The organism is Flavobacterium rhizosphaerae, assembly GCF_046000445.1.
GTDB lineage: Bacteria > Bacteroidota > Bacteroidia > Flavobacteriales > Flavobacteriaceae > Flavobacterium > Flavobacterium rhizosphaerae.
The window spans coordinates 324,172-347,774 of sequence record NZ_JBELPZ010000001.1; the positions used below are offsets into that span (position 1 = coordinate 324,172).

General features: G+C 39.3%; 17 protein-coding genes and 1 tRNA gene. 7 read left to right on the top strand and 11 right to left on the bottom strand.

Annotated elements, in window-relative coordinates:
- Positions 1 to 34: 34 nt before the first annotated feature.
- Both ABS766_RS01465 and ABS766_RS01470 read left to right on the top strand, forming a co-directional pair.
- The gene (locus ABS766_RS01465) at positions 35 to 769 is read left to right on the top strand and encodes a C40 family peptidase (protein WP_408083308.1); all 735 of its coding nucleotides are present in this window, start codon (positions 35 to 37) and stop codon (positions 767 to 769) included.
- Positions 770 to 793: 24 nt separating this feature from the next.
- A complete protein-coding gene (locus ABS766_RS01470; protein WP_408083309.1) occupies positions 794 to 2,818 on the top strand; it encodes a ComEC/Rec2 family competence protein in 2,025 nt (674 codons plus the stop codon).
- Positions 2,819 to 2,823: 5 nt separating this feature from the next.
- On the opposite strand, the gene ABS766_RS01475 is transcribed toward ABS766_RS01470, so the two are convergent.
- From ABS766_RS01475 to ABS766_RS01490, 4 genes are read right to left on the bottom strand one after another with little or no spacing between them, the layout of a single operon-like run.
- Positions 2,824 to 3,312 (bottom strand): thioredoxin family protein, encoded by a 489-nt coding sequence (locus ABS766_RS01475; protein WP_408083310.1) that lies wholly within the window; start codon positions 3,310 to 3,312, stop codon positions 2,824 to 2,826.
- 43 nt (positions 3,313 to 3,355) lie between these two features.
- Complete coding sequence (locus ABS766_RS01480; protein WP_408083311.1) at positions 3,356 to 5,224, bottom strand: peptide MFS transporter; 1,869 nt, start codon at positions 5,222 to 5,224, stop codon at positions 3,356 to 3,358.
- A gap of 19 nt (positions 5,225 to 5,243) precedes the next feature.
- A complete protein-coding gene (locus ABS766_RS01485; protein ID WP_408083312.1) occupies positions 5,244 to 7,079 on the bottom strand; it encodes a peptide MFS transporter in 1,836 nt (611 codons plus the stop codon).
- Positions 7,080 to 7,097: 18 nt separating this feature from the next.
- On the bottom strand, positions 7,098 to 9,263 hold the full coding sequence (locus ABS766_RS01490; RefSeq protein ID WP_408083313.1) for a S9 family peptidase: 2,166 nt from the start codon (positions 9,261 to 9,263) through the stop codon (positions 7,098 to 7,100).
- Positions 9,264 to 9,426: 163 nt separating this feature from the next.
- On the opposite strand from ABS766_RS01490, the gene ABS766_RS01495 reads away from it, so the two are divergent.
- Both ABS766_RS01495 and ABS766_RS01500 read left to right on the top strand, forming a co-directional pair.
- Positions 9,427 to 10,773, top strand: coding sequence for a hydroxymethylglutaryl-CoA reductase, degradative (locus tag ABS766_RS01495; protein ID WP_408083314.1), 1,347 nt, complete (start codon positions 9,427 to 9,429; stop codon positions 10,771 to 10,773).
- Between the two features lie 16 nt (positions 10,774 to 10,789).
- Complete coding sequence (locus tag ABS766_RS01500) at positions 10,790 to 11,659, top strand: GYDIA family GHMP kinase (RefSeq protein WP_408083315.1); 870 nt, start codon at positions 10,790 to 10,792, stop codon at positions 11,657 to 11,659.
- Between the two features lie 55 nt (positions 11,660 to 11,714).
- Here ABS766_RS01500 and ABS766_RS01505 read toward each other — a convergent pair whose 3' ends face one another.
- The 6 genes from ABS766_RS01505 to ABS766_RS01530 all read right to left on the bottom strand — a co-directional run bounded on the left by ABS766_RS01505 (position 11,715) and on the right by ABS766_RS01530 (position 19,338).
- Positions 11,715 to 13,823, bottom strand: a complete 2,109-nt coding sequence (locus ABS766_RS01505; protein WP_408083316.1) for a peptidylprolyl isomerase — start codon at positions 13,821 to 13,823, stop codon at positions 11,715 to 11,717.
- 95 nt (positions 13,824 to 13,918) lie between these two features.
- The gene (locus ABS766_RS01510) at positions 13,919 to 15,184 is read right to left on the bottom strand and encodes a hemolysin family protein (RefSeq protein WP_408083317.1); all 1,266 of its coding nucleotides are present in this window, start codon (positions 15,182 to 15,184) and stop codon (positions 13,919 to 13,921) included.
- Between the two features lie 212 nt (positions 15,185 to 15,396).
- Complete coding sequence (gene lptC / locus ABS766_RS01515; protein WP_408083318.1) at positions 15,397 to 15,945, bottom strand: LPS export ABC transporter periplasmic protein LptC; 549 nt, start codon at positions 15,943 to 15,945, stop codon at positions 15,397 to 15,399.
- Between the two features lie 7 nt (positions 15,946 to 15,952).
- The gene (locus ABS766_RS01520) at positions 15,953 to 17,323 is read right to left on the bottom strand and encodes a tetratricopeptide repeat protein (protein ID WP_408083319.1); all 1,371 of its coding nucleotides are present in this window, start codon (positions 17,321 to 17,323) and stop codon (positions 15,953 to 15,955) included.
- Positions 17,324 to 17,341: 18 nt separating this feature from the next.
- The gene (locus ABS766_RS01525; protein ID WP_408083320.1) at positions 17,342 to 18,610 is read right to left on the bottom strand and encodes a hypothetical protein; all 1,269 of its coding nucleotides are present in this window, start codon (positions 18,608 to 18,610) and stop codon (positions 17,342 to 17,344) included.
- Positions 18,607 to 19,338, bottom strand: a complete 732-nt coding sequence (locus tag ABS766_RS01530) for a type III pantothenate kinase (protein ID WP_408083321.1) — start codon at positions 19,336 to 19,338, stop codon at positions 18,607 to 18,609. Before ABS766_RS01530 ends, ABS766_RS01525 begins: the two co-directional genes overlap by 4 nt.
- Before the next feature lie 99 nt (positions 19,339 to 19,437).
- Here ABS766_RS01530 and ABS766_RS01535 point away from each other — a divergent pair.
- Both ABS766_RS01535 and ABS766_RS01540 read left to right on the top strand, forming a co-directional pair.
- Positions 19,438 to 19,510 (top strand) — tRNA-Phe (locus ABS766_RS01535).
- Between the two features lie 75 nt (positions 19,511 to 19,585).
- Complete coding sequence (locus tag ABS766_RS01540) at positions 19,586 to 20,032, top strand: KTSC domain-containing protein (RefSeq protein WP_408083322.1); 447 nt, start codon at positions 19,586 to 19,588, stop codon at positions 20,030 to 20,032.
- Between the two features lie 50 nt (positions 20,033 to 20,082).
- Here ABS766_RS01540 and ABS766_RS01545 read toward each other — a convergent pair whose 3' ends face one another.
- Positions 20,083 to 21,354 (bottom strand): glycosyl hydrolase family 8, encoded by a 1,272-nt coding sequence (locus ABS766_RS01545; protein WP_408083323.1) that lies wholly within the window; start codon positions 21,352 to 21,354, stop codon positions 20,083 to 20,085.
- Between the two features lie 226 nt (positions 21,355 to 21,580).
- On the opposite strand from ABS766_RS01545, the gene ABS766_RS01550 reads away from it, so the two are divergent.
- On the top strand, positions 21,581 to 23,599 hold the full coding sequence (locus tag ABS766_RS01550; RefSeq protein ID WP_408083324.1) for a thioredoxin domain-containing protein: 2,019 nt from the start codon (positions 21,581 to 21,583) through the stop codon (positions 23,597 to 23,599).
- Positions 23,600 to 23,603 lie beyond the last annotated feature (4 nt).

The following is a 23,603-nucleotide window of genomic DNA, read 5'->3' on the forward strand; positions in this document are numbered from 1 at the left end:
TTGTAATTAACGATGTCTACCCAAAATATAGATTTTGATAAAAAAGCTGAGTATATACCTTTTTCTGTTTGTGGCTGCCTCATGGAGTGCCGGTGCACAAATAACTACCTCTAAAAGTGAAGCCGAAAAAAAAGGTGCTTACAGCTATAATGATACCCGACTTATTGGCCTTAATGCATTACCCGAACCAAGACAGGCCAATAGTAATGATGTAGCGCTGGCAACAGCCGCCAATAAGCCTGCAAAGGAAAAGCCAAAAAAGAGCAGCGCTAAAAAAACAGAACAGGCTGAAAAAGCTACTACAGCGCCCAACCGCACCAAATGGCAGGACATCCTTTCTGACGAAGCTGATTACGAGCCTATACCTGACGAAAACTACCTTGCGCTGCAAATAGTGAATAATGCCCTTGATTTTGAAGGCGTGCGTTATAGAACCGGAGGTACCACTACTGATGGTATGGATTGCAGTGGCATGGTATATACCACATTTCAGATTTTTGACATAACCTTACCGCGCAGTTCTCATGACCAAGCCGGTGAAGGCAGGAAAATAAATCTTTCTGAAGTACGAAAAGGCGATTTGCTTTTCTTTAAAAACAACAGGCGCCATAACAGGATTAACCATGTGGGCCTTGTAACCGAAGTAACCGAAGACGGTGAAATAAAATTTATTCACGCAGCATTACACGGCGGTGTTATTATTTCATCTATGAGTGAAACGTATTATACCAACACCTTTGCACAAGCTAACCGCATTATAGAAGATTAACCACCCCCACGTTACTGATGCATAATGAAGGCAGTAAAATATCCTGTAATCAGCATCATTCTTTTCTTTATTCCCGGCATAGCCACCTGTTACTATCTTAAACCGTTATCGCAAATTATTTATATTTCATCAGCCTTTTTTATGGCTGCATTGTTGGGTACATGGTTATATTCTAAAAACAAACTGTTGCCAAATCCCTGGTTTACGCTGCTGGTATGGATAAATGCTTTCATATTGGGCATGGTGGTTCAGGCCATTCATTACGCCCCAAATCAAAAGCTGCATTACACCCATTATCTTGATACTATACCAAATCCTGTAATGAGCGGGGTTATTGCCGAGAGGTTGAAGCCTAATGACTATTCCCAAAAATATATCCTACAAATAAGGGCTGTGGATAAACACCCGGCCACAGGGAAAATTTTACTTGCTGTACCTAAAAGCAATCCTGATTGTATATTACAAAACGGGCAAAGAATAATTACAACGCAACTACCCCAGCCTTTTAAGCCTGCTTTAAATCCCAATCAGTTTGACTATGCTTCTTATATGCAAAAACAAGGCATATACCACCAGCTCACACTCAAAAAAAATTATACGCTTTCAGGCACCGAAAAAGGCTACCACTATTACATAGGCAATTTGAGGGAAAAATTAATAAACAGCTTCAAAATACACCATTACAGCGCCGCCACCCAGCATATACTAAATGCCTTGCTTTTTGGCCAGCGGCAAGACTTGGAAAAGCAAACATCTGCACAATATGCAGATGCCGGTGTAATGCATATACTTGCCATATCAGGGCTGCATTTTGGTGTACTCTTCTATATCTTTACCATGCTGTTAAAGCCCCTCAGGCGGCTTTATAAAAATGGTGCAGTATTGCGCTTTATTATTATGATGGCCATGTTATGGAGCTTTGCTTTACTAACAGGACTTTCGGCCTCAATAACCCGATCGGTTATCATGTTCAGCTTTATTTTAACGGGCCAGCTACTAAATCGCAACGGGCACATTTACAATTCTATTGCTATTTCAATGCTGGTTATTCTACTTGTTAAGCCTTCTTTTATATTTGATGCCGGTTTTCAGCTTAGTTATGCCGCAGTATTTGCTATAGTGTGGCTACAGCCTCTGTATAAGAAATTTAAAAAACCGAAAAACAAGGTATTACAGTATATCACTGATATTATAGCCGTATCAATTGCGGCACAAATTGGCGTTTTGCCATTAAGCCTGTATTATTTTAACCAGTTTCCGGCTTTATTTTTATTGGCAAATATTGTAGTGATACCTTTAGTAAGCTTTATACTCGTATTGGGAATTGTGGTTTTGGTTTTTAATTTTATATATGCCCCTCTATCCATAATTTTAGGAAAAGCATTGGGTTTGCTGATTGACGTTATGAATGGTTATATTAACTGGATTACTTCATTTGAAACATTCATCATAAAAAACATATCATTTCCACTTTTACTCATGATCTGCCTCTACCTGGTACTTATAGCAGTAGTGCGCTGGCTGTATAAACAGGATTTTTACAGGACTGCTGTGCTGCTGTTCACCGTTTTACTGTTTCAGGTATTACACATGACGATAGCAGAAAAAGGCAAAAAAGTGGAAGAAATGGTGATATTAAACAACCCGGAAGCACCACTGATAATAACCAACAATGCAGGAAAAATAATAATAGCGGGGGCAGATAGCCTTTTGGGAGAAAATTATGCTGTAAGCAGCTACCTGAAAGGGCAGGTTAATAAAAGTATTACATATAAGCCATTAGAAAATATATTATGGCACCACAATAAAAAAATACTTGTAATAGATAGCCTCTGCCTTTACAGCAATGCCATGAAGCCTGATATATTATTGCTAACCAGCTCGCCAAAAATCAACCTTGAGCGTACGCTGGAGACTTTGCAACCTGATACGGTAGTAGCTGATGGAACCAATAAACCCTGGGATATAAAACGGTGGAAAGCCACCTGCCGTAAAAAAAACATCCCTTTTCATGCCACAGCCGAAAAGGGATATTATGTTATAAAATAAGCAGCTTATTTAGAGCCTGTACTTTTATCTTTATTTATAATACTGTTGGCTCCGGCAAGCCATTTTTCCGGCCCTCCGGCTACATATCCTGTGCTGCCAAGAGCTTCAAAAGCTATTTTACCCTCACCATTTTCATTTCCATTTACAAACCATATTGTTGGGTAGCCCCTTACTTTAAAAAAGGCATTAAGCTGTGCATTTTGCTGCTTTAATTCAACACTCTGGGGCTTGCTTCTTGGAAAGTCAAGCTCAACAAGTATCACATTATCCTTAGCCCATTTTGTAAATTCCGGAGTGAAAAATACTTCCCTTTCAAGTTTTTTACACCATCCACACCAGTCGCTGCCCGTAAAAAACAGCATCATAGGCTTTTGTGTTTTAGAAGAAAGGCTTACCGCCTCGCTAATATCCGTATGCCAGTCCAATTCACTTTCCTGTGCTTGTAGATTGGGAGCTGCAAAGGCAACTAACAATAGTAATAGTATTTTTTTCATAACCAGATATTTTATACGCTATAACCAAAAACAATGCCGAATATTAACGTACACCATGCATTAGTTTTTTGATAGGCTTATTAAGCACTATTGATATAACACCTACAGCAATGGCAACAATAGTAATTATAAAAAAGAAATTACCAATCCCCTCTTCTTTAGCAATATCGGTACTACTCTCTCCTATTATACCTGCTACTTTATTAGCTATCGCAATGGCAAGGTACCATACTCCAAACATAAAGGCAATCATCCTGCCGGGAACCAGCTTACTTACATAAGATAACCCTACAGGGGAAATACATAATTCTCCCATTGTGTGAAATAAATATACAAAAACTAACCAGAATAAACTAACCGAAGCTGTGGTAGCGCCGGGGACAATATCTTTACCGCCATAGGCAACAAAGCCCATACCCAATCCTAAAAGTATCATACCAATACCGAATTTGGCATTAGCTGACGGATTATATTTACTTTCCCACCATTTTGAAAACAAGGGGGCAAGAGTAATAATGAAGAGTGAATTTAATACATTAAACCAGGTTGCAGGAATCTCTGTAAGCGGATTTAGCACCTTATCAATTTTCAAAGCCATCAGGGTACTGTCTGATAATTCAAGGTAACCTGCTGAATAAAAATCTTTAACAAGCATCCATATGGTTATACACCAAATGATCACAAAACTCAGGCCCAGAAAAATATTTGCAAGTGCATAATTTTTAAACGTCTGCCTGAACAGCATATATAGTACCCATGTAATAATGGCCAAAGGCACTACTGCAATAAGTGAATTGACAACTAAAAATATCAGGCTTGCATTGCCCGTTAAAACCCTGTCAGTATAATTGTTTGCAAACATGGTAAGTGTACCGGGAGCCTGCTCAAATACGGCAAAAAAACAGAATGTTAATGTAGCAAAAAATGTAACTGCAAGCATTTTTTGCCTTGTAACATAAGAATACTGAACTATCCTGTATATTAATAATATAAAGAAGAGCACCAGTGCAGTTAGTATTGCTGCATTAGAATAATCTGTATCTCCCCACTTAAAAAAGTTTACTTTGCCATATGATATTTTAGAAGCTGGGTCATTTATAACCCATACAAGCCCCAATAGGCTACATACGGCAATTATTACAAGTTGCCAGGGCGCAAAAGGCACACGTTTATCGGCTACTTCTTTTTTATTTACATCTTCTTCAGAAGCTATATTCGTATTTATTTCCATGGCATCAGAATTGGCCAGGGCAAGCTTCTCAGCCATTTTAGGGCTTAACCCTATAGTGCCAAAAATATTTTGGGAAAAGTAAAACTGTAAAAGGCCGAAAAGCATAAATATTCCTGCAAGTCCAAAACCAATACTCCAGCCAACCTTCTCGCCAAGGTAGCCACATAATAAAATACCAAAGAAAGCCCCGGCATTAACCCCCATATAAAATATGGTATAGGCTCCATCCTTTTTCTCAGGACGGTCTTTATACATTTCAGAAATAATTGAGGTCATGTTTGGCTTAAAAAAACCAGTACCAAACACAAGCAATGTAAGGCCAAGATAAATAAAGAAAGGCGTTTCTACAGCCATACTGGCGTGACCCATCGTCATCAAAAAGGCACCTACAATCACAGCCCATCTATACCCTATCAGCTTATCTGCAAAATAGCCGCCTATCATGGTTGACAGATATACTAATGCAGTATATGAGCCAAAAAGCGCATACGCATGGTCCTGGGGCCATCCCCACCCTGGGCGGGCATCTGTTAAAGAGGTAGTGAAAAATAATATTAAGAGCGCACGCATTCCATAATATGAAAAACGTTCCCACATTTCAGTAAAGAAAAGAACAAAAAGCCCGGCAGGGTGCCCTAATACATTAGATTTAAAAAAGTCGTTTTGTGCTGTAGTTGCCATTTATATAGTCTCTTATTATTTATTTAGATTCTTCAAATTGTTCCAGTTCAGGGCCTTTATTATCCTGCTCTGTTAAATCACGTTCGTTATCTTCTGCCCCGTGCGTAAGCTTTTTAAGCTTTTTAAGGAAGAGCAATAATAAAATACCAAAGGCCACCGTAAATATGGTTAGCCACATAAAGGTTTTGTATTCCTGCTCACTTTGCTGTTCTTCTAAAACAAAAGAAACACCGTAATTTTTACCATCCCCTTTGTTTTCCGTTTTCTGTACTGCATCACTGTCTTTTTCAAATACAAGACGGGCATGGTAAGGATGGTTTTTTGTTACATTATTTGCTTCTAACGTTTCTTTAAGCTCAGGCGTATTTGAATCTTCACCATCAGAAAGCGTAAAAAGACCGTTCAGGTTTTCATTGCTTCCTATTTTTTCAAACATTACTTTATCACCACTAAGATATACATCGGCTTTGATGCTGAAATTTTTATCAAGGTTTATAGGATAATCATAAATTTTATGTATTTTTTTATCCGCACCTTTTTCTTTAATATAATCTTTGCTTATTAAAGGTAAAACCTGCTCTTTAGAAGCTACCATTGCACCCGAAAAAGGTTCTAACTGAGATGATTCGCCAATAGTACCTGCAAGTTTATTACCGAAACCGGTTGCAGCAAAATAAACCCCCATCATAATAGAAGCATATTTAAGCGGCGCCAGTTTTGTAATGAATGATAATGCAACCGGCGAAGTACATAACTCTCCAATAGTGTGAAAAAGGTAGGCTAAAAATACCCACCCCATAGCTGCTTTGCCAAATACCTCGGCGCTGGCCTCTTTACTGGCAAACATCATAAATACATAGCCTAACCCCATAATCATGGTACCAATAGCCATTTTATATAATGATGAGGCTTCTTTACCTTTTTTCTTTCTCCAAAACCAAAAGCTGCCCACCATAGTGCCAAAAATAATAATATATCCGGCATTAAGCGACTGAAATACCGCTGCCGGTATTTCCTCTAACCAGCTTAGGCCAACAGTACGGTCAACTTTGGCATCAGTATACAGGTTCATTAACCCCCCGGCCTGCTCAAAGGCTCCCCAAAATACTATTACAATAAGGAATGATATTAAAAGTACAATTATCCTGTCTTTCTCAATTTTAGTTAAAGGGCGTTTTGCTACCTCACGTTCGGCTTCAGAAACTTCAGCACCTCCCGAAAATTCGCCTACACCTTTAAGAAAGCGTTGCCCCCAAATATATACAATCTGCCCTAAAAGCATACCAATACCGGCAAGGCCAAACCCATAATGCCAACCGTAAATATAAGCTACAAAGCCAACTGATATACTGGCCAGGAAAGCCCCTACGTTAATACCTATATAAAAAATGGTAAAACCGCTGTCACGGCGTATATCGCCTTCTTTATACAAACCGCCTACCATGGTAGAAATGTTTGGCTTTAAGCCGCCTACCCCTAAAATAATAAGAATAAGGCCCGTAAAAAATGCCCAACTTTCCGGTATTGCCAGCACACCGTGCCCGATACACAACAATAAGCCTCCGAGCATTACCGTTTTTTTCTGGCCTAAAAACTTATCTGCAATCCACCCTCCGGGTATAGAGGCCACATATACCAGCATGGTATACCAACCGTAAAGCCAAAGCGCATCTTTATTAGTCCATCCCAGCCCGGGGTCTATAGCTGTAGCAGACGTAGCAATATATAAGGTTAAAATTCCGCGCATTCCGTAATACGAAAAGCGCTCCCACATTTCGGTAAAAAACAAGATAAACAATCCCGCCGGGTGGCCGAAAAGCTCTTTTTGGTGAGGTTGTTTTACAAGTGTAGACATATAGTTATTAAGGTTCGGTTATAAATTTTCTTTAATAAAGTTCAGCATTTTGGTATAAAGCTGTAATCGTGTATAGCCCCCATAAATGCCGTGGTTTTTATCGGGGTATATAGCCCAGTCAAATTGTTTATTATTCTGAACTAGTGCTTCTATCATCAGCATAGAATTCTGCACGTGTACATTATCATCTGCAGAGCCATGCACTAAAAGGAATTTCCCCTTTAAATTACCTGCAAAGTTAATGGGTGAATTCTGGTCATAACCCGCAGGGTTTTCCTGTGGTGTTTGCATATAGCGCTCGGTGTACACCGTATCATAAAACCTCCAGTTGGTTACCGGGGCTACGGCAATAGCCATACTAAATACATCATTACCTTTTAATATACAGTTTGAGGCCATAAAACCACCAAAGCTCCACCCCCATATACCAATCCTTTCAGGGTCTACATAGCTATACCTACCAATTACTTTTACTGCATCAATCTGGTCTTCCACTTCATATTTACCCAACTCTTTGTAAGTAACTTTTTTAAATTCGGCACCTTTATAGCCAGTACCGCGGCCATCTACACAGGCTACAATATAGCCTTGCTGTGCCAGCATAAAATAGTAATAGTCGTTAATACTAAACCAGTCGTTAGATACTTCCTGAGAGCCTGGCCCGCTGTACTGGTACATTAGTACCGGATATTTTTTTAAAGGGTCAAAATCTTTGGGTTTAATCATCCATGCATTCAGTTGATGGCCTTTATCTGTTGTAATCACCATGAACTCTTTTTGAGGCAGGTTATAATCTCTTAGCTTTTGTGCTAAAGCATTATTGTTAATGATTTCCTTAACCTGTTTACCATCTTTACTGCTATTTAGCGTATAAGTTGGGGATTGGTTTACACTGGCATATGACTGTATAAAATAATCATATTCCGGGCTAAAGGTGGCCGAAGTTGTACCTTCTTTGAGACTAAGCCTTACTTTATTTTTGCCGTCAATACCTATACGGTATACATCGCGGTTGATACTGCCGTTTTCTACCGATTGGTAAAATATATTTTTAGACTTTTTATCATAACCGTAATAAGCTGTAATCTCCCATGAGCCTTGTGTTACCTGCCGTATAAGCTTACCGTTTTTATTATAATGGTAAATATGGTTATAGCCATCTTTCTCACTCGTCCAGATGTAGCTGTTATCATCTAAAAAAGTCAGGTTGTCGGTAATTTCAATATACGCTTTATCAGTTTCATTCATAATAACCGATGCCTTGCCGGTAGTAGCATCAATAAAAAACAGGTTTAAGTTGTTTTGGTGGCGGTTCAGGGTTTGTACGCTAAGGGTTTGTGCTTCATTAGTCCACTGTATCCGCGGAATGTAATAGGTATCTCCTAAGTTAACCGTTTTATCAGTTCCGGCTTTTACATCATAAATATGTAATGAAACCTCTGAGTTTTTCTCCCCGGCCTTTGGGTATTTAAAGGTATACGGCACAGGGTAAAGCCCTTGGTTATAATACTCCATCGTAAATTCCGGCACTTCGGTTTCATCAAAGCGAATATACGCTATTTTATCTCCCGTTGCATTCCAGTCATAAGCGCGTACAAAAGCAAATTCTTCTTCATATACCCAATCGGTAATGCCATTTATCACAGCATTGCGCTTGCCATCGGTAGTTATTTGTTTGGTAGATTTGGCAGCAATATCATAAACATACAGGTTATTATCAAAACCATAGGCAACTTTAGAGTTATCAGCACTAAAAGTTGGCTCCTGTACTTTATTATCACTAAGCTTTGTAAGCGATTTTGATGTTATATCGTAAATATAAAAATCGGCAGTAAAAGAATGCCTGTAAATCTGTTCAGAATTTGTTGCAATGAGCAATTTTTTTTCATCCGGGCTAAATGTATAATCATCAATGCCGTTCAGTTCAGGAAAATCTCTGGAATTAATGAGTGTTTTTACCTTTTCAAGTGTTTTAAAATCATAAAGGTCTATAGTAGCAATGCCATTGCGATAATCGGCATTAAGCACAGTATACTGGTTAGCATTTTTCAGGGCATGGAGTTCATCCATATCCTGTGTGCGGAAGGCGCTGCCCCAAATTGCTTCAAGGGTTAATTTTTGCTGTGCTGCCAGTGGCAGTGCCGTTAATAAAAAGAATAAAAACGCTGTAAAATTATATTTCATTTAGTTTGGGTAAAAAAACTTTCAATTTTAGTAAAATTTTATGACTTACCCGGCCTTTTTTTTGTTAAATAAGAATACGGCTTCTTTTTACAGGGTATATATTTGATGTTTAAGGGAGCGAAAATGTATCTTTGCAACACATAATTTTTTTAAGACACTGATAATGAGTAAAAATATTGCAGGCTTTTCAAAACGCTCAAAGGAAGAAAAAATAAACTGGCTGGCCAGTGAATTTTTTTCTGACCCGGAAGAGGCCATTGCTGTTTTGAAATCATATTGGAATGCCGATGGGGTGTTGCAAAAACTGCATGATGAATTTATAGAAAATACCATAAGTAATTTTTACCTTCCCTTGGGCATTGCGCCAAACTTTATAATAAACGGTAAAAATTACACCTTGCCCATGGCTATAGAAGAAAGTTCTGTAGTAGCAGCGGCATCAAAATCGGCTAAATTCTGGGCAGAGCGCGGCGGGTTTAAAGCTACGGTATTAAGTACCGAAAAAATTGGCCAGGTGCATTTTTTATACAGTGGTCCAAAAGAACAGCTTGAAGATTTTTTTTCACAGATAAAACCACAGCTTATAGCTGATACCGAAAGTATTACCCATAACATGCAAAAACGTGGCGGCGGTATTACCGGTATAGAACTGCACGACAAAACCGAAGCTATCGAAAATTATTACCAGCTGCATGCTACTTTTGAAACAGTAGACAGTATGGGGGCTAATTTTATTAACTCCTGCCTTGAGCAGTTTTCTAACACGTTGAAACATGAGGCAGAAAACTTTTCGGGGTTTGATAAAAATAATCAGCCTGAGGTGGTTATGAGTATACTCTCCAACTATGTACCCAATTGTGTTGTACGTGCAGAAGTATCTTGCCCGGTTGATGATTTAACCGAAGGCACTATAAACGGGGAAGAATTTGCACAAAAATTCATCACCGCAGTACGCATTGCAGAAGCTGAGCCATACCGTGCCGTAACACATAATAAAGGTATTATGAATGGTGTTGATGCCCTTGTAGTGGCTACCGGTAACGACTTTAGGGCTATAGAAGCAGGCGTGCATGCCTATGCTGCCAAAGATGGCAAATATACCAGCCTGAGCCACGCTAAGATAGAGAACGGCATTTTTACCTTTTGGCTTGATGTACCTTTAGCCCTCGGCACTGTAGGCGGCCTTACTACCCTGCACCCGCTGGTAAAATTTTGCCTGCAACTGCTGGGCAGCCCTTCGGCTGAAGAGCTCATGCAGGTAGTGGCAGTGGCCGGGCTGGCACAAAATTTTGCAGCCTTGCGTTCGCTCACCACTACAGGCATACAAAAAGGGCACATGAAAATGCACCTGATGAACATATTAAACCAGCTTAGCGCTACTGATAACGAAAAGCAACTGGCTTTTAAGCATTTTGAAAAAGTAACCGTAAGCCATGCTGCAGCGGTTGAATTTATCACCCGGCTGCGCCAAAATGACCCTTCTACTATTGAAAAAGACTTTATACGCTAACGGCAAACTATTTATAATGGGTGAGTATACCGTTTTAGACGGTTCTGATGCTTTTGCATTGCCCACTAAATTTGGACAACACCTGGAGGCAGAAAACAACATGAGCCAGGCTATATACTGGAAAAGTTATGATGCTGACGGTAAATTATGGCTCGATGTATCTATACCTTTAAAACAGATAGTAAACACCCGCACAGAAGAAAAACCGGAAACAGAAACCGCCATGCTGGTAAAAGTACTGAGCGCAGCACACAACGCCAATAAGGAGATATTGCAAACAGGATACAATGTGGTAACCAAACTTACCTTTCCGCGCAAATGGGGGCTTGGCACCTCATCTACCCTTATTGCACTGGTGGCAAAATGGTTTGGTATTGATGCTTATGCCTTATTGTCAGCAACTTTTGGCGGCAGCGGTTATGATATTGCCTGTGCGCAATATAACACGCCGCTTATTTATAACCTTAAAGCAGAAATACCCAAGGTAACTCCGGTACACTTTAATCCTGATTTTACAGATAAGCTTTACTTTGTATATCTTAACCAAAAACAAAACAGCCGTGAAGCTATTGCTGCCTATCGTAAACGGGATTATGATAAAGAAATCTTAGTACACCATATAGACCGGTTGATAAACCAGCTTATACAGGCTCGCGACCTAATCTCATTTGCTTCGGCATTAGAAAAGCAGGAAGCACTTATGGCGGGCATACTGGGTATAGCAACCGTTCAGGAAAAGCTTTTTCCCGATTTTAACGGAGTTGTTAAAAGCCTTGGCGCCTGGGGAGGCGATTTTATACTGGCAGTTTCTGAAGAAAACCCTGAAGCTTATTTTACTGAAAAAGGCTTTAAAACCATACTACCCTATCATAAAATGGTACTATAAAAAAAAGGTTCCGGAAATACCGGAACCTTTTTTTATCTCGCTTTACTAATAATTATTAGTAGAACATATATCTGTTATCTTCTATATCAGCTTCTTCTTTCATAGCTTTGGTAAGCCTTGGCTGTACACTGCCTCTGTTTTGTGAATTCATCCTTGAAACGTATGAGGTATAGTTAGGAAGTTCAGGAGCTTTCTCTACAGATTTTTTCCTCACTTTAAATACACCCGTTGTATCGTCAACAAGGCCTGAAGTTTTACCATCTTCAAGTCCGAAAGCAGTTCCTACAACTTTAGGCTCTGAGCCCACACCCTGAATTATAGGGTTAGCCATAGTAATACTACTTGCAGAACTAACCGAAGATCCGGTGCTTTTAGCAACCTCCTCTAACGATTCGCCTTTCATTTTTTCTTTTATAATAGCTGCTTTTTTTTCATTTTGTAAAATAGGCAGTATGGTAAGCTTAACAGCGTCAACAGGTTGCAAGCCTTCTTTATTAATCGATTTTACTTTTACAATAACGTGCCCGTTGGTTACATCAAACCTTTTTACAGCGCCTTCTTCAGTTTCGTCATCATAAGCCCAGCGAATAATACCTCTTTGGGCACCAAGGCCTTGTATATTTTGGTCGTTAATTGTAACCCCGTTTACAGGAACTACAGTCAGTCCGTTTTCTTTAGCAAGCTCTTCAAAAGATTTTTTGCCTTCAGCTGCATCAACTTCAAGTTTGGTAGCTTTTGTAAACAAATCATCTACTGTTTTTTCTGAAGGCTGTATTTTTTGTGCTATAGTAGCTATTTGTACAGCATCGTTCTTTTCAAGTATCCTCATTACGTGGTACCCAAAATCGGTTTCAACCACACCTGTTTTACCGGCAGGGCTTTTAACCGCAAAGTCTTTAAACTCTTCTGCCCATCCGCCATCAGGGGTAACATCATAAATCCCGGCATTTTGTGCAGAACCCGGATCGTCTGAATTTGTTTTGGCAAGTTCTTTAATAGCCTCAGGGTTACTGTTTGTCTGGTTCAGATAAGTATCAGCAAGCGCTTTTGCTTCTTCTTTCGTTCTTGTTATAGAAGGTGCAGCCCTTAAAGCGCCTTTGTAAGCCACAAGTACGTGAACTACTTTAGTGCTCTCATTTGGTTTCCTGCCTACCATTTTGGTTAACATCTGGTAACCGTTAAATGTGTAAGGCCCGTAAACCTGCCCTTTCTGAAGATTAAATATTTCATTGGCATAATCAACAGGAAGCTGCTCTTTGGTTACATATGTAGTATCATAAGGCATATCTGAATGCTCCCTTACGTATTCGCCAATTTTATCATCGCTTACATTGGCAAAACTTGGAATTGTATCGTTTTTACCTGTAGATTCATTATACTCTACCGAAGGAGAAAGAAGTGAATTGATGTTTCCCCTTATTTCATTTTCATCAGCAGTAGAAGGTTTATTTTCTATAAGCACATATTCAAGGTTGCGTGTAGCATCAGCTTTATATTTCTTTTCATTCTTTTTCATATAAGCTACAATCTCATCATCGCTTACCTTTACCTCTTCATCATTTACAGTAGTATAAGGCACATATACATAATCAAACGAAACTTTATCGTTCTCCATTTCATATTTTGCTTTCGCTTCTGCTTTTGTAGTATACACACCTCCCTGCAGCAATGCAACATAAAACTGTCTTTTGGCATAATCCTCTACCGCAGGTCTGTTGCTTTCAATAGCCCTGTACATTTCAGGGTTAGTTGACTTCATTTCCTGCAGGTAAGTATTAAATTTAGCTTTATCAAACTTACCAAAAGCATTTAAAAACTGAGGATTGCCGGCAAACTGCTGTGCATATACATCAAGCACATGCTCACGCCCGGCACGTAAACCTGCCTTGTCAGTTTTTTCTTTATATAGTATGCTTTCAACTTCCTGGTTCCATACAGAATTAAAAGCCATTGAGCCGCTACCGGGTTGGTTGCGCTCCATGTTTTGAACTTTTTGTAAAAACTCCTGCGAAGGAATATCTTCCCCGTTTACGCTTCCTACATTTTTGGTTACGCCAAAACCGCCGTTCCTTATAATATCACCTACAATAAAAGCTAAAAGGCAAAAGCCTATTACAAGTATTAGCAACAGCGAACGCTCCCTGATTTTTGATAAAACCGCCATTTTTTATGTTATTAATTTTATTCAGTGGGCGAAAATACAATTATCTATTTAATAATAAAAATAGTGCAGTGTTTTTTACGTAAGTTTTATTTTTATTATTTGTTGGTAACGGGGTATACCTTTATCAACTCTATCTTTTTACCTGATGCCTGCTGAATTACAAACACAAAACCATCTGTTTCAAGCCGCTGGCCGTCCTGTGGTATTTCACCAGCCTGATGTACTACAAGGCCACCTAATGTAGCATAGGAGTCGCTTTCGGGCAGGTCAAGGCTATATTCTTCATTTAGATAAGCAACATCAAGGCGCGCAGAAAACAGGTATGCCCCATTTTCTAATTCTTTTTCAATAAGCTCTTCTTCTTCGTCATGCTCATCTTCAATTTCGCCAAACAACTCTTCTATAATATCTTCTACCGTTATAATACCTGATGTGCCTCCATATTCATCCAGCACCACAGACATACTCTTGCGTTTGCGGGTAAGCAGGTCCAGTACGTCTTTTATTAATATGGTTTCAGGCACAAACTCAACAGGTATAAGCACCTGTTTTATAGATTTAGGTTTTTTAAAAAGTTCAAACGAGTGTACATATCCAATAGCATCATCAATACCCTCATTGTATATTACCAGTTTACTGTACCCGGTTTCCACAAAAAGATCTTTTAAGGAGGCAATTCCTTCGTTTATATCTATAGCTGCGATTTCTGTACGAGGTGTCATAATATCCCTGGCTTTACGTCCGCTAAATTCGAGAGCGTTCCTGAATATCTGTATTTCAGAATCAACTTCTTCTTCATGGTGCTTATTGCTAAGCTGCTCTGTAATGTAATTTCCCAGGTCGCCTTTGCTAAAAAAAGCCTGGTGCTTATCCCCATTGGTGCGTAATAGTTTTACCAGTATAAAATCTGAAACTACAATCAGGTATTTGCTTACCTGGTAAAAAAGCCAATAAAAAACGTAGGCCGGTAATGCAAAAAACTTAATAAGGTTATTGGCGTATATCTGAAAAAAAACTTTCGGGATGAACTCTGCTGTAAACAGTAATACCATAACCGATATGGCCACCTGTATGAGTAGATGGTAAAATGCCGCAATACCAGACCCTTCCGGTACAAACCACCTTGTTATGGCATTGGATATATTGTAGGCATAAATTACCAGCGCTACGCTGTTGCCTACCATCATGGCAGTTAAAAACTGTATGGGCTTATCAATAAGTCGGGCCAATACCCTTGAGCGCAGGCTTAGCTGTTGTTTTTCTACACCAAGGTATACCTTATTGCAGGAAACATAAGCTATCTCCATGCCCGAAAAAAAGGCTGAAAAAAGCAGGCATACTATAATTGTTACTGCCTCCATAGGTGTTAACTATCCTTATGCCGCTGTTCAAATTTTTTCTGGAACCTTCTGCGAAAGAAAAACATAAAGATTGCAATTGCGGCAAGAAAAAAACTCAAAAAAGGATTTTCATTATCCTGCAATTTCATAAAACCATCAAAGGTTAAAAACGCAGCGGCTATTAAGTATAAATATATTGTGTATTTAAAATACGTCATTGTTTTAATTATTTTTTATTGCAAATTGTTTATACGGCCAGAGTTTTGCTGCATATTAAACACACTGAAGTCTTTACTAAAGTCTATACCGGGGCCTTCATATTCCCCTTCACCATCTGTAAATTTAAAATATTTCTCGGTATAGAACCACTCGTTTTTCTGGTCATAGTAAAGCTGCTCTGTTTGCAGCACTTTGCCATCATCTGTAGAAAGTTTTACATTGCCCTGCAGATCTATAATACTGGTTTCCTCATACGTTATGGCATAATCGGCCACTACATGGCTTTTACCTCCCTTATTATCATAAAAAGTTACATTTACCCCTTTAGGAAACTCATTAAACCCGTATTGCAAATTGGTAAAATCATTCATAAGCGGACTTATGAGTATTGCTTTTATTTTTCCCGAATCGGTATATTTCAGGTTAATATCTTCGGTTATACCGGCAGGGTTAAATGATGTGGCGTTCATACGCTGAACATCTTTAAGGTTGCTCTCGCACGAAAGCAAAAAAAACACCGTTAACAAAACAACACACCATAAACCAGCAAAACGTAACCTCATTGTAGTATTATAATTTAGGAATGGTAACGGTTTCATTAATCCAGCAACCAAAAGTTACGGTATCGCCACTTTTATACTTAGAGGCTTTAAGGTCTGCCCTGGTAGGGAGTTTTTTGTTATACGTATTCATTAAAGAGGCTACCGTAGGCTTGTAGCGTGGCTCTGCCACCTCAGCTTTTCTGGCAGCGTCAACCGCCAGCCACAACAAAGCTTTTTTTTCAAAATCATCAAGCGGGCAATCTTTAGACGGGGTACTATATAACTCTGCCAAAAACAGGTAGTTTTTACCCGAAGCCCTATCAAGATCAATAGCTTTTTGTATGTATTGCTTGGCCTGCGCCCTGTCAATATTTCTGTATATGCCGGCAATACGGCCATAAAGTTCTGCTTTCTCTTTTGGATTATCTTCCAGGCTTGCGGCCTTATCAAAATAAGCAATACCATAGGCCTGCTTGTTATTTCTTAGCGAAAGGTTACCTAAGATAAACAGCGTATTTACATCAGGTTGCAACTCTTGCAGCCTTACAGCCGCCTTTTCAAGCACTGCCGACTGATAACATTTGTTATCATACATAGATGCAACAAGGCCCTGTAGCCATGCGGCATCATCCTTTTTTTTATCGTAACCTTGCCCGTAATAAGCTTCAAGGTTATCACAGGTAAAATATTCAGAGGCCTGTATATGCATATTATCTTTTACGGCATCAAACGCATTAAGCGCAAGCGGTGCATTGGCTAAAAACTTTTTCTCTGCATACTCTAAAGGCTCAACACCTGCTTCTTCTTTTTCTTTCAGTTCACGCTCTTTTACCTGAAGTGTTTTTTTAGCCCCGGCGAGCTGACCGGCCATCATACTGTATTTTTCAATAAAATCAAGTTGATTTATACCTTTTTCACCCCCCTCATATTGCTTAAGGTACAGGTTAAAATATGTTTCTATGGCTTTATAATCTGTAAATGACTCAGGGTGCAGTGTAGCTGCTGCATCCAGCATTTTATATACCTCATCACCATCAGCAAGTTTATTTTCATACAACAGCAATGCCTTATTTACACTACCACCTGTATATGGAAAATTACGTTCCTGTTCTGTATAAAGGCTGATAAGGTTATCAATATTTTTTTGCTTTTCCTCCGGTGTGCGTGACGCTTCTATTGTATAATGAAGCACTTCCTGCCCAAGAATATATAGCTTTACATCATATTTGGGGCATGATTTTCTTAAGTCCTGTAAAAACACTGCTGCCTCTTTATAGTTTGCCGATACGGTTTTTTCCTGAAAAGAATTGAACGCCTCTTCGCACTTAAATGCCTGTGCTGATGAGAGCACAGGAAAAACCATTGCCAGAAACCATAAAAGGGTGTGTTTTGTTTTCATACTCCCAAATATAATAAATTAATCATACTTTCTCTTTATAAACCACTTGTCATTTAAGGACAGGCTTACAAAAAAGTTCATGTAATTTTCAACCACAAGACCTGCGTTAGTAGTACCCCTTTTTCCAAACTCAGCCCCTATGTTAAGGTTAGAGCCGCCAATACCGCCAAGCGGCAGGCCAAGTCCAAGGGTAAGGCCGTAATCATTAATAGGCTCATTATTTAAAACCAAACCTGTTTTTTCATAACGTATACCGGCCCTGTAAGTAACCCTGCTTAAATAACTGGTATAAGAAAAATAATTAGGGATATAAAACCCGCCTAATGATACTTTATGCGACACCTCATAACCGGCGTTAGTTACATTATCAAAACGGCTGCTAAGCTCATTTTCGCCTGTATAGGTATACTCTAACCCTGCAAACCATTTTTGTGCCTGCCCTATACCGGTACCTAACGAAAATTTCATTGGCATTTTTGTATCGGCATTAATAGCATTAATATCTACTTCATCAACAACACCTTCAGCACCTGAGCTCCCTAAAGTAATTGTAGCAATCTGCCTGCTGGAATCGCTGTTTAAGTTATATTGAGGTGAAAAAGTAGCACTGGTAAACCAGTTGTATTTGTCCCTGAACTTTGCAGCATACATAGCGCCGATGTTAAAAGAAAAACCGCTGTAATCTGATGAGTTTATTTCGCGGGTATAATATTGTAGTTGCCCATCGGGAACCGTAGTAATGGCTTTGGTTTCTATATTACCAAAATTATACTGTACATCTACCCCTAAGCGTAGCTTAGATGATATAGCATAACCTACCCCGGCATATACACGGTTTATACCACCGTTACCTTCAAACCTGTGGGCGCGGGTAAGTCCGTCACCCGGGTCTGGCTGTGTAGTGTTTTCTATACGGTAGCCTACCGAAGAATAAGGCATTAGCCCTACCGAAAATGCTATTTTTTCAAAGGGAAGCGCCAGTGCAATATAATCTATTGTAGCTGTACTGGTTTTTTCTGAACCTTCGTCTGATTTTAAAGTTGTCCTGGCATTGCTGCCTGCTACGGTAAATGTTGTTAGGCGTAAGGCACTATAAGAAGCAGGGTTTTGCAGGTTTAAGTGTATACTGTCCGGAAAAATACCCAGCCCCCCCATTGACCTTGTGTCAACAGTACCCGTTTTAACTGTACCAATGCCATAATATGAATATGGTGAAGCGCTGTTTTGCTGTGAAAAAACTATGCTCGAGAAAAGAAGGCATACGCCCGCAATAATTTTTTTAATCATTTTTGATTTGTATATAAATATAAAAGATTCAGGCTTTGCAGCAGGAAATTTGAATTGGCAAATATGGTGCTTTTTAATCTCTTTGCCAAAAACTCTGCATCTCCTCCTGTTAATATTACCGTTACCTGCTGATATTGTTGCGCATACTCCTTCACAAACCCTTCAATTTCAAATACTACACCGTTTATAACGCCCGAGTGCATAGACCCTGCGGTGGTGTTGCCAATATAGCCCTGTGGCACCTCAGCATATAACAACGGAAGTTTTGCCGTAAAATTATGCATTGACTCATACCGTAAACGTATACCCGGGGATATTGCACCGCCGGCATAGGCATTATCCGCATCCACAAAGTCATAGGTAATACAGGTGCCGGCATCTATAACCAGCCTGTTTTGTGCCGGATGGCTTAAAACTGCCCCGGCTGCAAGCACCATACGGTCTGTACCCAGGGTATGGGGCGTGGCGTAATTATTAATAAACGGAAACTTTGTTCTGTGATTAACTTGTGTTACTTGTGTTTTACTTTTCAAAAACACCAACAGGTTATCATCCTCTTTTCCTACAGAAGTAAGTATAGTATGGGCTACCCCGGGGTATTTTTGAAAAATTTGTAAAAAAGCCGGCAGTACTGTTTTTTTATCTGAAACAAAACGCTCCAAAAGGGCATCAGCCTCAAAAACAGCCATCTTGACACTGGTATTGCCTATATCTACAGCTAAGAGCATCTTACTTAATTTTGAAGCGCAAAGATAGTAATTGATTTTTTTTATATTTTGTTTTGCATAATATAAAAATGGTTCTATATTTGCACCCGCAATAACAACGGTACCTTAGCTCAGTTGGTAGAGCAATGGACTGAAAATCCATGTGTCCCTGGTTCGATTCCTGGAGGTACCACTAAAAACCCGCTAATAGCGGGTTTTTTGGTTTTTAAGTAAAAAAATAAACACATTAAATGTTTGGGTTATGAATATGAAGAAGATTATAGAGTACCGAAAGCTACTCAACGTTACTAAAACGGCTACCCTTAAAGAACTGAAAACCATTTACAGGAATAACATGAAAGACCATCATCCGGACACTATTGCCGATGATGCAGAACGTATTGCTGCCGAAGAAAGAAGTACTGCTATTATTGAAGCATATCATTTTTTAGTAAGCGTAGCACCCGAAACACTTGAAAAAACCAAAGCGGAATATATACAGACTACCACTACCCAGCCATTAGTAGATTTTTATTTTGACAATAATGTACTGTACATGAATTTTGCAGACGGCAACCAGTATGAATATTTTGGTGTACCCAAAAACATTTACATTAAAATGGTAAATGCAGACTCTCCTGCACGTTTTGCAAAACGCAATATACATGGCGCTTATTTATACCGTAGCGCAGTTAAAATTGTAGCTAACAGCTAAAACTATCAGTAAGATTTTTCCTTCTTGCCAGGTATAGTCATACCAAAGCACTATCTGGCCTGCGGCTCAATAAGCTGATAATTGCCGCTTAAGTGCATTAGGCTGAAGAGATACATCAACCCATCATAGTACGGGTCAAAATACCCATCTTCATAAGGTTCGAGCCTTGCTTTCCACAGGGCATTTATAAAATCTTTACTTTCAGGGTCTTTGTTAACCATAGAAGCTGTAGCTGCAGTACCTACCAACCCCAGTGAATGGCGCAGTTTTGTTATACCACCCGCAGGCAATATATAGTCGGGCTTTGAGCCGTCAATGGCAAACTGGTCGTCAAAGGTATCAATACCTTTAGACCGGAGAAAGCCCTGAAAACGCTTTGCATAATCTTCCTGCCAGGCTTTGTCTTTTCCAAACCATGTATAATCCATAGCAATATTCATAGGCACCCGCCAAGAGTCGTACCTAAAAGCTGCAGGCATCCATGGTGTAGGGTGTGCATCTCCGTTAAATTCGGTATAATCATAATTTAAGGCGGTGGGCGCTTTGCAGGCCAGATGTAAAAACTCCCGGGCAGCATCGGCACACTCGCTGTAAAACTCTTCGTGCCCGTCTTTGGCATACAGAGCCCATACTTCATAAAAAGCCGGAACCTGATATGAAGGATCTGTCCATTTATACCCATCGCCTTCAGGCACAAAAGTTATTATTTTATGATCTGTATTAATCAGGTTATAAATATTGCCTTCGCCATTTTTCTTCCACATTTCATCCAATATAAAGCGGGCTTCTTTGTAATAATCAATTCCGGTATCATTCCCCCATCGGTTAGCCGCAAACAGCAGGCCCGTAACATAATACAACTCCCCGTCTGACGCAGAGCCTTCAGAATTTTTTTTCATGGTTTGCGGGTTAATACTCCATGCAAAATAGCCTTTCCGTGGCCCTTCCCGGTGTTGCAGGTATTTTTTAGACCAGCGCCAGATGCGGTCAAAAACGTTTTTTTTATCCAGCTGTACCGCTACCATCATCCCATAAGAAAGTCCTTCGGTACGGGCATCGTGATTTTTAATATCTGAAACATATGCCATAGAATCGCCTACTTCAAAATAAATTTTATCAGGCCCTTCAAAAAGGTCGTAGTAGGCCTTTGCTAATTTTTGGTCAATAGCTTTTTTTCTATAGCCGCTTTCCTTTAGTGTATTTTTGTAGTGGCCCGAATAAAATGCGCCACTACCTGTAGATTTTGCTATGCTTTTATTTTGGCCATTAGAAAAATAAGTAGAAGATAAAAAGGTAAGTAGTAACAGTATCAGTTTTTTCATATAAGTATATTCAAGTTTACTAACTTTTGTAGTACCTCTCAAAAATACGTATACAAAAAGGCCATAAATGAAATCAAATGGAGAAACTACGAAAACGTTTTAATAAACCTGAATAGCATTTTGCCTATAACTTTCAGCATATAATTTTTAAACCATTCTACAATACTATGGGTTTATCTTGCCTAGAGGGGTATGTTTTACTAATTTTATGCTTCAATTTACAGCAATGAACGAGCTATCTTTAGAAACCAGTCCTTACCTGTTACAGCATGCCGGCAATCCAATACATTGGAAAGCATGGTCACCCAAAATACTGGAACATGCTAAAAATGCCGATAAACTTATTATAGTAAGCATTGGCTATAGTGCCTGCCACTGGTGCCATGTAATGGAGCATGAAAGCTTTGAAGATAATGACGTTGCCGAAATAATGAATAGATATTATATAAGCATTAAGGTAGACCGTGAAGAACGCCCTGATGTTGATGCTACCTACATGAAAGCCGTTCAGTTAATGTCTGGCCAGGGTGGATGGCCCATGAATGCTATACTTTTACCTGATGGCAGACCGGTTTGGGGTGGCACCTATTTTAGGAAAGGTGACTGGATAAAAGCCATTACGCAGCTACAACATATTTTTGAAACCGACCGCAGCAAAATGGAAGAGTATGCCAGCCAGCTCATGGAAGGTGTTTCTAACATTGGTTTAGTAAGCCCAAATTCACAAAACAGCATACCAGACCCTGCTGCTATTGCAGATATAGTATCTAAATGGGCCGGGAGTTTTGATATGGAATACGGGGGCATGGCGCGTGTACCAAAGTTTATGATGCCGGTAAACCTGCAATTTCTGCAACGATTTGGCTACCAGTTTAAAAACCAAAATACACTGAATTATGTAGATGCTACACTAACGCGCATGGCGTGGGGTGGACTTTTTGATACCGTTGGCGGCGGGTTTTCACGCTATTCTGTAGATCGCGAATGGCACATACCACATTTTGAAAAAATGTTGTATGACAACGGCCAGCTTATGAGCCTGTATGCCTCCGCGTACCGCCGCACTAAAAACCAGCTATATAAAACTGTTATTGAAAAAATTGATTTTTTTATAACAGATCAACTCTCTAATAATGATGGTGGCTTTTACAGCGCACTTGACGCTGATAGCATTAATGCCGTTGGAGAACTTGAAGAAGGTGCTTTTTATAGCTGGGAAAAACATGAGCTGAAAGATTTACTGGGCAACGATTTTGACTTATTTAGCACAGTTTTTAATATAAATGATTTTGGTTTTTGGGAAAACGGCAGGTTTGTACTAATACAAAACCTACCCCTTACTGATATTGCACAAAAAGAAGGCTTACCTGTAGAAGAACTGGAAAAAAAGAAGCTTATATGGGAAAAATTACTTTATCAAAACAGACAAAACAGGCAGCCACCACGCTTAGACGATAAAATACTTACCTCGTGGAATGCGCTAATGCTTAAAGGCTATGCCGATGCTTACAAAGCTTTGGGTGAAGATGAGTATCTTGAAAAAGCACTGGCTAATGTACAGTTTATTGAAAAGAACCTGCAAAATAATGATGGCTCGCTTTGGCGTACTTATAAAAATGGTAATGTAAAAATTAAAGGATTTTTAGATGATTATGCACTATTGGCTGATGGTTATTTTACATTATATGAAGCTACTTTAAGTGAGCAATGGCTTATTAAAACAAAACGCCTTGCCGACTATTGCCTGGATCATTTTTATGATGAACAAAAACATTTTTTCACCTACACCGATAAAGATGGAGAAAAACTGGTTGCCCAACACTACGAAATTGAAGACAACGTTATCCCCGCCTCTAATTCCGTTATGGGCAATATATTATATAAACTAAGTATTTTATTTGATAACGCGTATTATGAAAAAGTTGCACTACAAATGCTGCATGATATACTACCGGGACTTGACTACCCTTCGGCATTTTCAAACTGGATGAATCTTTGGCTGGAACTATCTCCTGCAAATCGTGAGCTTGCCATTTGCGGCACCACCGCGCCGGAAGCGGTAAAAGAAATAAACAGCCACTACCTGCCCCATGTTATTATAGCCGGGAGTGATAAAGATTCTGACATACCATTTTTAAAAGAGCGTTTTGTTAAACATAGTTTAATGTTTTATGTTTGTCACAATAAGGCTTGTAATTTGCCTGCCCAAAACACTAAAGACACGTTAAAAGACTTAATTTTATAATAAT